We start from the raw sequence: 10,514 nt of genomic DNA on the forward strand, positions 1-10,514 counted from the left end.
CGCCCCGGTCGTCCGCTCATCATGCACGGGAATGTACATGATGTTGAGAATGACCACGGCAATCGCCGCGAGCCTTTGCCTGGGGCAGACGGCCCTGGCCGCCACCGAGTATCCCCTCACGCTATCGAGCTGCGGCCACGAAATCACCGTCGAACGGCCGCCCGAACGGGTCGTCAGCGTCGGCCAGGCCACCACCGAGATCCTCTACCTGCTGGGCCTTTCCGAGAAGGTCGTTGGCACGGCACTATGGGTCAACCCCGTACTCGACCGCTTCACCGAGGTCGATGCCGACGTGACGCGGCTGTCGAACAATGCGCCGAGCTATGAAAGCGTGGTCGGCCAGCACCCGGACCTGGTGGTGACGGCCTACCAGTGGATGATCGGCCCCCAGGGCGCCGTCGGCACCCCCGAGATGTTCGATGACATCGCCATTCCCAGCTGGGTCATGCCGACCGACTGTGTCGGCAAGCACAATCGGAACAGCCTCGACGGCACCCGCACGACCCCGTTCGACCCCGAGCTGCTCTATGACGGCATCGCGACGCTGGCCAGGATCTTCGACGTCTCGGCGCGCGGCGACGAGGTGATCGCCGATCTTCGCGCACGCGAGGAGGCCGCCAAGGAGCGGGCTCGGGCAATGGCGCTGCCGAAGGATATCCGCGGCGTGTTCTGGTACTCCTCCGCCGACCTGGCCATCGCCCCCTACGTCGCCGGGGCCAACGGCGTGCCGGGCTGGATGATGGCCACGCTCGGCATCACCAACGTCATCGCCTCCGAGGAGGAATGGCCCACCGTCGGCTGGGAGACCATCGCCCGCGGCCATCCCTCCTTCATCGCCGCGGCGCGGATGGATAGACGTCGCCTTCCAGCCGACGATATCACCGTCAAGCGTGAGTTCCTCGACACGGACCCGGTCACCCGTGAAATGCCGGCCGTGCGCAACGACCGCATCGTCGAGATCGATGCCCATGCCATGGATCCCTCGATCCGGGCGATCTTCGCCCTGGAGCGACTGACCGACCGACTGGCCGACTTCGAGCTCTCGCCGTGAACCGCCGCCCGCACCACCGATCCACTACGATATCGAGCAATACCATGCTGAAACGCCTGATCCTGCTGCTGAGCCTGCTGCCCTTCTCCGCGATGGCCGAGACGCACACCGTGAAGATGCTGAACCGCAACGCCACCGGGCCGATGCCCTTCGAGCCCGGCTACCTGCACGTGCAACCCGGCGACACTGTGACGTTCGTCGACGCCGCCCCGGGGCACAACGCGGCGACCATCGACGGCATGGTGCCCGAAGGCGGCCAGGCCTTCATCGGCAATATCGACGAAGCCATCGAGGTCACACTGGAGGCCGAAGGCATCTGGGGGATCAAGTGCTCGCCGCACTACACCATGGGCATGGTCATGTTGATCCAGGTCGGCGACCGACCGGCGACCGAGGCCGATCTGCCCGAGGCACTCCCGGCCACCGCGCGACAGCGCTTCCTCGACATCCTCTCACAACGCGTTACGGACATCTGACCGCCAGGTGCCGGGCCTTCCCCGCGACGGCGTATGCGCGCTGTCGCGGCTTTACCCTCCTCTCTTCCCCTTCCCTCTATTTCCCTCTCCTCCCTCCCCGTCATACCCAGGATCGACGGGGCAAACCTCTGGCCGCGCTAAAGCCCGGCGGGCCGAGGCCGATAATGCCTGGTCATAACACGTCCAATAACCGCCCCTCTTCCTATCAATGATTATCGCAGGATAAGAAAGCTCCATGACGAGTCTGACCACAAGCGCTCGCCTCGACGCGAGCCAGGCCCCCGCCGTATCGCAGGGCGCCCGCACCTCCCAGGCACACCGGCCATGGCCCCTCAAGCGCAAGCTGTGGCTGACGCTGGGACTGATGTGGCTGGTGATGATCGGCATCGTGATCAGCATGGCCTGGCAGAGCCGGACCACGATGTTCGAGGAACGCCAGCATTCCCTTTCCAACACCATCGGCATGGTGGATACCCTGCTCGAAGGCTACGCGACACGGGTCGAGACCGGCGAGCTGAGCGAGGATGAGGCGAAGACACGGGCCTACGCAGCGCTGGATGCGATCCGCTTCGGCGACGCCCGGGACAACTACGTCTTCGTCTTCGACGCGGATTCGCGCCTGATCTATCACCCTCGCCGTGATCCGGGTACGAACATGTCGTCCTACGAGGACCCCAACGGGGTCGGGGTGTACCGCGAGCTGGCGGCTCTCGCCCGCGACGGCGGCGGCTACCTGCCCTACGCCTCACGCGACGCCAGCAGCGATACGCTGTTTCCCAAGCTGAGCTACGTCGAGCGCTTCGCGCCCTGGGGCTGGAACATCGCCGCCGGCGTCTATACCCACGACATCCAGGCGGCCTTCCTCGGCAAGCTGGGCCAGTATGCCCTGGTGCTGCTGATTGCCGGCGGCTTCCTGACCGCCGCCTTCCTGGTGGTCATCCGCAGCGTGTATCGCACCCTGGGCGGCGAGCCGAGCGAGGCCGAGCGCGTCGTGGAGCGCATCGCCGAGGGCGACCTGACGCACGCCACTCCCCTGCGCGATGACGACCGCCACAGTCTGATGTATGCCATCGAGCGCATGCGACTCGAGCTCGCCGCCACGATCACCCGCATCCGCCAGGCCGGGGAAGCCATCGACCAGGGCGCCAGCGAGATCGCCAGCGGCAACAACGACCTGTCATCGCGCACCGAGCAGCAGGCCGCCTCGCTGGCGGAAACCGCCTCCAGCATGGAGGAGCTGACCGCCACCGTGCGCCAGAACGCCGACAACGCCACCCAGGCCAATACCCTCTCGGACGAGACCACCAGCTCGGTGGAAAAGGGTCAGGACGTGATCGGCCGCGTGGTCACCACCATGGGCGAGATCCGCGACAGCTCGCGCAAGGTGGCCGACATCATCTCGATGATCGACGACATCGCCTTCCAGACCAACCTGCTGGCCCTCAACGCCTCCGTGGAGGCCGCCCGTGCCGGCGAACAGGGCCGCGGTTTCGCGGTGGTGGCCAGCGAGGTGCGCAATCTCGCCAGCCGCAGCGCCGAGGCGGCCAGCGAGATCAAGACGCTGATCGAAGGCTCGGTGGGCCACGTCAACGACGGCGCCGAACTGGTCGACCAGGCCGACCGCGCGATGGGCGAGATCCGCACCAGCGCACAGCGCGTCAACGACCTGATGGCCGAGATCTCCGCCGCCTCTCAGGAACAGTCGGCGGGCATCGAGCAGGTCAACCAGGCGGTGACCCAGATGGATCAGGTCACTCAGCAGAACGCCGCCCTGGTGCAGCAGGCGGCAGGGGCCGCCGGCTCCCTCGAGGGGCAGGCCAACGGGCTCTACCAGGCCGTGGTCGGCTTCCGCGTTCCCGAGAACGCCTGACGGCCACGCCGGTCACCGCCGCCAGCCTCACGGCGGTGACCGGCGCTCTCCCCGGGTATCATGGCGGAGGCGTCTCGCCTATGCTGACCGCCCTTTCGCCATCCAAGGGGAGACCGCCATGATCTGGGACCAGCACGAGATCCGCCTTGCCCATCGCGCCCGAGGCTTTCACCTGATCACCGACGAGATCGCCCGTCAGCTGCCGGCGCTGGCCGAGCTCGACGTCGGTCTGCTGCATCTGCAGCTGCTGCACACCTCGGCCTCGCTGACCCTCAACGAGAACGCCGATCCGGACGTGCGCCACGACCTAGACGCCTTCCTGCGCGACCTGGTACCGGGCGATCTGCCCTATTTCAGGCACACCATCGAGGGGCCGGACGACATGCCCGCCCACGTCGCCGCCAGCCTGCTCGGCACCCAGCTGACCCTGGCGGTACGCGACGGTCGACTGGCGCTGGGGGCCTGGCAGGGGCTCTATCTCGGCGAACACCGCGACCACGGTGGAAGCCGGCGCATCATCGCCACCCTCAACGGCCGCACCCGTTAGCCGCCCTCCGTGGGATGATCCAGACGCGACGGACTATGCTTGAAGTCAGGAAGACACGCCTGCCAGGCAGGGAGGCGCGGCAATCGATGGTTCGGCCCGCGAGGCCGAAGGAGAGCCCGTCATGGCCATGCCGATGACGATCAGGGAGTACCTCCGCGCCTGCGACATCGACTACGAGGAGGTCACTCACCCACACGCGGTTTCCACCAGCCGCATCGCCGAGATGTCCCACGTCGGCGGCCACCAGATGGCCAAGGCCGTCATGCTGCACGGCGACCAGGGATATCGCGTCGCCGTGGTGCCCAGCACCCGGGATGCGGACCTGCAGAAACTCTCACAGCTGTTCCATGAGCACTTCGAACTGGCTTCCGAGGAGGAGGTCCAGCGCGAGTTCGACGACTGTGACCCCGGCGCGACCATCGCCGTGGGCCAGGCCTATGGCCTGAAGGTCTATCTCGATGACCAGCTTCGCCACCAGCCCGATATCTACTTCGATGCCGGCGACCACGAGACGCTGGTGCACATGAGCGGCAACGAGTTCGAGCGCCTGATGACCGGCAGCCGGCACGGCGCCTTCAGTCGACCCCACTGAGTCGCCGTCACGCGACACGACAATCGGCCACGCCCCAAGAGGCGTGGCCGATTCATGTGGGCTCGAAACGGTGCTCGCTCAGGCGCTGCGCACGTACTTGATGAAGGGTGTCAGTGCCCCGACCCGGTCGTAGAGACGGCGCGCCGGCTCGTTGAACTCCTGGGTCATCCAGTAGATGTCCGTGACGCCGTCCTCACCGGCCTGGCCATGGACGCGCTCGATCAGCCGGCGCCCCAGCCCCTTGCCGCGATAGCGGGGATCGACGAACAGGTCCTGCAGGTAGCAGACCGGCCCCAGCTTCCAGCAGTGCGCGTGATAGAGGTAGTGGACGAGCCCCGCGAGGGCCGGCGTCTCCTGCCCGTCGGCCTCTCGCACGTCCACCACGAAACACCCAGGCTCGCTCTCGCCGACGGCCAGCAGCCGCTCGAAGGTGTGATCGTAGACGGCCTCGGGAAGCTCGGTGTCATAGAAGGCCAGGTAGTCCTGCCACAGGCGTGCCCATTCCGGCTTGTCGCTCATCTGGAGCGGGCGGATCAGGCAGGGGGAATCGGACATGAGCACTTCCTTGTCGGTCTTGTCTGTCTTGTCGGGCGCGATGTTCTTCATGGCGGGTCGATGTCGTTATCGTTGTACACGCCCGAGGCGCGACGGCTCAGCGCGTCTCGAGCAGCAGATTGCGTGGCGTCAGTTCGCGTTCGCAGAAGGTACCGAGGCGCACCCGATAGCCGGCCTCGACCAGTCGCCAGGCTCGGTCAAGTACCAACCAGACCTCGAGCGGCCGACGAAACAGATGGCGCACCAGTTCGAGACGCTCCACCTCGGCCTGGCGCCGCCAGCCGGCGGTCTCGAAGGGGGCCCAGTCTACCTCCTTGGGCAGTGTGACACCCTTGTTTTCGGCCGCCCAGCGGCAGAAGCCGGCGAAGTCGCCGGGAAGCCTGCCATAGGCGCAACTGGGCACGGGAAGGTATTCATCTCGGCCACGCACCTCACGCTGCAGGCGGTCGAAGCCCAACCGCCAGGCGTTGGCACGCCGACGATGACGCCGCACGCCCTGCGGTGCCGTGACCGTCTCCTGCACCGCCATGGCCAGGTCCTCACGCGATAGCGTCAAGCCGTGCTCGGCCATCAGTGCCCTGCCCCGATTCGACAGCGCACGGTAGTCGACGGCCTCGGTGCGGTGATAGCAGCAGGGCGCCAGCGTCACCGCCGCGCCGCGCTCGACGGCCAGCTCGAGCAGCCGGGCGTGCAGGTCGCCGCAGGCGTGCAGCGCCGCCACGCGCCGGCCCGGCGCCAGCCAGTCGCCGGCGCCTTCGGCCAGCACGTCCTGGCGGTAAAGTGTCACCGGCTGACCCTGGCGCTCGGCCAGGACCTGCCCCGCTTCGCACAGCGACGCCTGCCACTCCAGGCCGGTGACCGGACGGCCATCGCGCCGGGCCAGGGTCCGCGACAGGTGGCCCTTGCCGGCGCACCATTCCAGCAGCGCCTCGTCATCGTCCGATGCCACGCAGCCGGCGAAGGCCTGAATCTGACGCCACTTGCGCGCGCCGATGCCCTCACCCCAGCTCGCCGGCAGCGCCTCTTCGCCAGAAACCAGATCCGGCAGGTCGACCGCCTCGGCCAGCACATCGACCGGCAACCATGCCGCCAGCGGCGAGGCGTCGAAGGGCCTGGCCTGGAGGCGCTCGGCCTCGTCGTCGGACAGTGCCAGCAGCGCCTCGGCGAGCCCGGGCACGCGCTCGCCCCACGGCACGCCACGGTGCTGGAAGGGCAGCGGCCGCCATAGCGCCTGCCATTCGGCCAGACGCTCGGTCAGCGCGTGGAAGCGTGCCTCGAGGGCCGGCTCAGATGGCATTGCGCAGGCCGAGCTCGTAGGGATGCGGCTGCAGGTAGGACTGAGCGCGGATGTAGTCGGAACCGTGGCGCTGGATATAGTGATTGAGCAGCCGCATGGGCACTGCCAGCGGCACCTGCTGGAGGCGATATTCCTCCACCGCGGCCAGCAGATCCTGGCGGGTGTCGCCGTCCAGCGCGCGCTTGAGATAGCCCATCACGTGCATCAGCGCATTGGTATGGGACTTGCGGGTGGCAGGCTGAGACAGCGCCGCCATGAAGCGTCGCAGATAGTGAACCGCGGCCTCTTCCACCGGCACGTCATGAGCCTCGCCCAGATAGCGCCCCAGCTCGCGATAGGTCTCGACCCGATGGGCCATCAGCAGAAACTTCTGGCGGCTGTGAAACTGGATCAGGGCATGACGGCTGGGCTCGGGCTCTACGTTGCGCTTCCAATCGTCCAGGGCATAGACCCGGGTGATGAAGTTCTCGCGCAGCACCGGATCGTTGAGCCGCGCCTCTTCCTCCAGCGGCAGCTCCGGATAGTCGCGACGCATGGCACGCACGAAGGCGCCGGAGTCGGCGTGGCTGGGCATGCCATTGGGGTGATAGACCTTGACCCGTTCGAGCCCGCAGGTCGGCGAGCCCTTCATCAGCACGAAGCCGCGCAGGTGACGATGCGCCTCGATGAAGGACTCGCTGACCTCCTCCAGACGCTCGGTGACGTCAAGCGAGGCATCGACGGTGCCCTTGACCCGCGGCGTCTCGCCGACCTTGCCGACCAGGCGAATCGGTTCCCGGGGCACGCCCAGGCCGGCGGCCAGCTCCGGGCAGAAAGGCTCGAACGCGAAGCGCTCCGCGAGCACCTGCAGGCAGTAGCGGGACCGCTTGTGGCCACCGTTGTAGCGCACTTCCTGGCCGGTCAGGCAGGCGCTGATACCGACCGGAATGCCCTCTTGCGGATGCGACGTCATGACGAGCCTCCTTGGCCCTGGCGGGGATGCAAAGGTGAATGCGCACAGGATAACGCCGCGCTCCTCGCCTCGCGAGTGCGGCCGGGATGCCCTGAATCTCACGCCGTTAAGCCTTCCTTAAGCCTGGCGCGCCAGGCTGTCGCCCACCCGTGGGGCCGCCCCGTTGCGCGACGCGTCGCATTAGCCGAAAGTCGACACCATTAGCACGCTATGAGGGTCGGCCACGCATAGTGATAAAACGGCCCCTGTAGTAGAATTGCGCGCGTTTTTTCCCCCTCCCCCTCCAATCCCAGGATGCATTCGCCATGCCGACAAGATGTCGACCGCAATACTGGCCCCGGCAACACGCCCGGTGGCCAGGTTTTCTCGTGCTCGCGGCACTGCTGCTGTTCAGCCCTCAGGTACTGGCCGCCGGCGCCGGTGAGCTGGATCTGACCTATACGCTGAGCGGCTTCGTCGCCGTCACGCTGTTCATCCTCGCCTATGCGCTGGTCATGGCCGAGGAAAAGCTGCACATGCGCAAGTCGAAGCCCGTGCTGGTCGCGGCGGGCCTTATCTGGACGTTGATCGGCTGGGTCTACGTCCAGGAAGGCCTGCCGGATGCGGCCGAGCACGCCTTCAAGGCCACCCTGCTGGAATACACCGAACTGCTGCTGTTCCTGCTGGTGGCGATGACCTACGTCAACGCCATGGAGGAGCGCCGCGTGTTCGACAAGCTGCGCGCCTGGATGGTCGAGAAGGGCTTCAGCTATCGCGCCCTGTACTGGATCACCGGCCTGCTGGCCTTCTGGATCTCTACCGTGGCCAACAACCTGACCACCGCCATGCTGATGTGCGCGGTGGTGCTCAAGGTGGCCGAGGGCGACAAGCGCTTCATCAGCCTGTGCTGCGTCAACATCGTGGTGGCCTCCAACGCCGGCGGCGCCTTCAGCCCCTTCGGCGACATCACCACGCTGATGGTCTGGCAGGCCAAGCTGGTCGAGTTCCAGGAATTCTTCGAGCTGCTGGGGCCGTCGCTGGTCAACTACCTGGTGCCGGCGATCATCATGAGCCTGTTCATCCAGAACAAGAAGCCCGGCGCCCTCGAGGAGCACATCTGGCTCAAGCGCGGCGCGCGGCGCATCGTCTGCCTGTTCCTGCTGACCGTGGTGATCTCGGTGCTGTGCCACACGGTGCTGCACCTGCCGCCGGCGCTGGGCATGATGACCGGTCTCGGCTTCCTGCAGTTCTTCGGCTACTACCTGCGCCGCAGCCTGCCGCGCTCGCTGGAGCGCAAGCGCACCCGCTACAGCCAGCGCGGCGACTGGCGCAAGCTCGAGGCGCTGGGCAGCGTGGTGCCGTTCGACGTCTTTACCCGAATCGCCCGCTCGGAATGGGATACCCTGCTGTTCTTCTACGGCGTGGTGATGAGCGTCGGCGGCCTCGGCTTCATGGGCTACCTGGGCCTGCTCTCCGAAACGCTCTATGCCGGCTGGGATCCGACACTGGCCAACGTGGTGCTGGGCGTGATCTCGGCGGTGGTCGACAACATCCCGGTGATGTTCGCGGTGATCTCCATGGATCCGGACATGTCGATGGGCAACTGGCTGCTGATCACCCTGACCGCCGGCGTGGGCGGCAGCCTGCTCTCGGTGGGCTCCGCCGCCGGCGTGGCACTGATGGGACAGGCCCGCGGCATCTACACCTTCGCCGCCCACATGCGCTGGGCGCCGGTCATCGCCCTGGGCTACGTGGCCAGCGTGCTGATGCACCTGTGGATCAACGCCGACAGCTTCAACGTCTTCCACTGAACAGCGCCTCGGCCCGTTCGGGCCTGAGACGTCCCATCGCGCGGCGGGCCTCGGCCCGCCGCGTGCCGTTTCGGTCGATGGCTAGCGCGCCAGGCTTATTCCTCCAGCCCCAGTCGCCGGTGCCAGTCGGCCAGGCTCTCGTCCGGATAGCCGTCGAAGCAGCGATCGTCGGGGCCGGCCTCGACGTCCACCCAGCTGGCCTTGCTGCCCAGCATCAGATGAACGCGTTCGGGCGGCACCGGCAGCTCGGAGTCGATCGCCGAGGCGAAGGGATGGACGAGCTCGGGCCAACGCGGATCGAACACCCACAGCGCGCTGCCGCATCGCGAGCAGAAGTGACGCTCGCCGGGGCTCGCCTGGCCATCGGTCACCGCCTGATAGATGGTCTCGTGCTCGGCGCCCTCGACCTTGAGCGTCTCGGCCAGGGCCCCGAGATTGATCGCATAGCCGCCGCCGCCCGCGGTCTTGCGGCAGATCGAGCAGTAGCAGCGATTGAACGGATAGGGGTGCGGCGCTTCCACGCGGAAGTGGATCGCCCCGCAGTGACAGGAACCCTCGAGTTGCATGGTGTCGCTCCTTTGGCATTCAACTCTGGCATTCAACCCTGCCCTCCAGACTAGTCGACACCTGATCGAAGATGACGCCTGAAACGGCCATCGACCGGGCATGCCCGGCCGATGGGTTCCCGACGTCAGCCGACGCCGTGTCGCTTGCTATGCCTCGCGGTATCGATAGGACGACCATCCACGGTCCATACTGCTTCTCACCGCCCGGAGACGATGTTCAGGGCGCCGCACACCGCGACAGACCATCGGCCAGATCCTCGATGACCCCGGCATAGAGACCGGGGCCGGGCTCGTGGCCCACGCCCAGGGGATCGATCCTCATCGCGGTGTCGACGGGCATGTCGCCGAACACACTCTGCACCAGGTCGGCATTGAACTGCGGCTCGGTAAACACGCACCGAACATCGAGCGCCGAGACCTGGTCCTGCACCCGCTGGATCCGGGCCGGGCTCGGGTCGGAGGCATCTCCCAGCGAGATCGCCCCGGCCGCCGGCACCCCGAAGCGGCGTTCAAAGTACTGATAGGCATCATGAAAGACGATGAATCGCGGCTCACCGGCTTCCTCCAGGCGCCGCTGCACGTCGTCGATCAGGTCATCCAGGCTCGCCCGAGCCGCGCGGGCGTTGTCATGATAGGTCTCGGCGTGTTCAGGGTCCGCCTCGGCCAGGGTATCGGCCATGAGCGTCAACCACGCCTGGGCATTGCGGGGATCCAGCCAGGCATGGGGATCCAGCCCCTCGTGATGGTGATGATGTCCGGCCTCATGATGGGCCTCATCGTGGTCGTGGTCGTGGTCGTGGTCGTGGTCGTGGTCGTGG

The 10,514-nt window shown here is 66.8% G+C and carries 11 protein-coding genes; 6 read left to right on the plus strand and 5 right to left on the minus strand.

Annotation, left to right across the window (positions count from 1 at the left end):
- The first annotated feature begins 49 nt into the window (after nucleotides 1–49).
- The 5 genes from C9J49_RS12710 (at nucleotide 50) to C9J49_RS12730 (ending at nucleotide 4,536) form a co-directional block, all read left to right on the plus strand.
- The gene (locus C9J49_RS12710) at nucleotides 50–1,051 is read left to right on the plus strand and encodes an ABC transporter substrate-binding protein (RefSeq protein ID WP_258394057.1); all 1,002 of its coding nucleotides are present in this window, start codon (nucleotides 50–52) and stop codon (nucleotides 1,049–1,051) included.
- Between the two features lie 44 nt (nucleotides 1,052–1,095).
- A complete protein-coding gene (locus C9J49_RS12715; RefSeq protein ID WP_107182334.1) occupies nucleotides 1,096–1,527 on the plus strand; it encodes a pseudoazurin in 432 nt (143 codons plus the stop codon).
- Nucleotides 1,528–1,762: 235 nt separating this feature from the next.
- Nucleotides 1,763–3,397, plus strand: coding sequence for a methyl-accepting chemotaxis protein (locus C9J49_RS12720; RefSeq protein WP_107182335.1), 1,635 nt, complete (start codon nucleotides 1,763–1,765; stop codon nucleotides 3,395–3,397).
- A 121-nt stretch (nucleotides 3,398–3,518) separates the two neighbouring features.
- On the plus strand, nucleotides 3,519–3,944 hold the full coding sequence (locus tag C9J49_RS12725; RefSeq protein ID WP_375700493.1) for a secondary thiamine-phosphate synthase enzyme YjbQ: 426 nt from the start codon (nucleotides 3,519–3,521) through the stop codon (nucleotides 3,942–3,944).
- 127 nt (nucleotides 3,945–4,071) lie between these two features.
- A complete protein-coding gene (locus C9J49_RS12730; protein ID WP_246124641.1) occupies nucleotides 4,072–4,536 on the plus strand; it encodes an aminoacyl-tRNA deacylase in 465 nt (154 codons plus the stop codon).
- A gap of 78 nt (nucleotides 4,537–4,614) precedes the next feature.
- Here C9J49_RS12730 and C9J49_RS12735 read toward each other — a convergent pair whose 3' ends face one another.
- From C9J49_RS12735 to C9J49_RS12745, 3 genes are all read right to left on the minus strand, one after another.
- A complete protein-coding gene (locus tag C9J49_RS12735; protein ID WP_035599963.1) occupies nucleotides 4,615–5,091 on the minus strand; it encodes a GNAT family N-acetyltransferase in 477 nt (158 codons plus the stop codon).
- 97 nt (nucleotides 5,092–5,188) lie between these two features.
- Complete coding sequence (locus tag C9J49_RS12740; RefSeq protein ID WP_107182338.1) at nucleotides 5,189–6,388, minus strand: methyltransferase; 1,200 nt, start codon at nucleotides 6,386–6,388, stop codon at nucleotides 5,189–5,191.
- Complete coding sequence (locus C9J49_RS12745; protein WP_107182339.1) at nucleotides 6,378–7,340, minus strand: DUF1722 domain-containing protein; 963 nt, start codon at nucleotides 7,338–7,340, stop codon at nucleotides 6,378–6,380. The genes C9J49_RS12740 and C9J49_RS12745 overlap by 11 nt, the downstream gene beginning before the upstream one ends.
- A 305-nt stretch (nucleotides 7,341–7,645) precedes the next feature.
- Here C9J49_RS12745 and nhaD point away from each other — a divergent pair, with 305 nt between their 5' ends.
- A complete protein-coding gene (gene nhaD / locus C9J49_RS12750; protein ID WP_046079608.1) occupies nucleotides 7,646–9,130 on the plus strand; it encodes a sodium:proton antiporter NhaD in 1,485 nt (494 codons plus the stop codon).
- A 95-nt stretch (nucleotides 9,131–9,225) separates the two neighbouring features.
- Here the strand turns inward: nhaD and C9J49_RS12755 are convergent, their stop codons facing one another.
- On the minus strand, nucleotides 9,226–9,696 hold the full coding sequence (locus tag C9J49_RS12755) for a GFA family protein (RefSeq protein ID WP_046079609.1): 471 nt from the start codon (nucleotides 9,694–9,696) through the stop codon (nucleotides 9,226–9,228).
- A gap of 217 nt (nucleotides 9,697–9,913) precedes the next feature.
- The coding region (locus C9J49_RS12760) for a metal ABC transporter solute-binding protein, Zn/Mn family (protein WP_111382312.1) at nucleotides 9,914–10,514 on the minus strand (601 nt) is incomplete at its 5' end.

It is taken from the genome of Halomonas sp. SL1 (assembly GCF_003030865.2).
GTDB lineage: Bacteria > Pseudomonadota > Gammaproteobacteria > Pseudomonadales > Halomonadaceae > Halomonas > Halomonas halophila.

Bases quoted from the DNA above. Each gene is read 5' to 3' on its own strand.
- C9J49_RS12710 (WP_258394057.1), top strand. From the start codon at position 50: ATGACCACGGCAATCGCCGCGAGCCTTTGCCTGGGGCAGACGGCCCTG.
- C9J49_RS12715 (WP_107182334.1), top strand. From the start codon at position 1,096: ATGCTGAAACGCCTGATCCTGCTGCTGAGCCTGCTGCCCTTCTCCGCG.
- C9J49_RS12720 (WP_107182335.1), top strand. From the start codon at position 1,763: ATGACGAGTCTGACCACAAGCGCTCGCCTCGACGCGAGCCAGGCCCCC.
- C9J49_RS12730 (WP_246124641.1), top strand. From the start codon at position 4,072: ATGCCGATGACGATCAGGGAGTACCTCCGCGCCTGCGACATCGACTAC.
- C9J49_RS12735 (WP_035599963.1), bottom strand. From the start codon at position 5,091: ATGTCCGATTCCCCCTGCCTGATCCGCCCGCTCCAGATGAGCGACAAG.
- C9J49_RS12740 (WP_107182338.1), bottom strand. From the start codon at position 6,388: ATGCCATCTGAGCCGGCCCTCGAGGCACGCTTCCACGCGCTGACCGAG.
- C9J49_RS12745 (WP_107182339.1), bottom strand. From the start codon at position 7,340: ATGACGTCGCATCCGCAAGAGGGCATTCCGGTCGGTATCAGCGCCTGC.
- nhaD (WP_046079608.1), top strand. From the start codon at position 7,646: ATGCCGACAAGATGTCGACCGCAATACTGGCCCCGGCAACACGCCCGG.
- C9J49_RS12755 (WP_046079609.1), bottom strand. From the start codon at position 9,696: ATGCAACTCGAGGGTTCCTGTCACTGCGGGGCGATCCACTTCCGCGTG.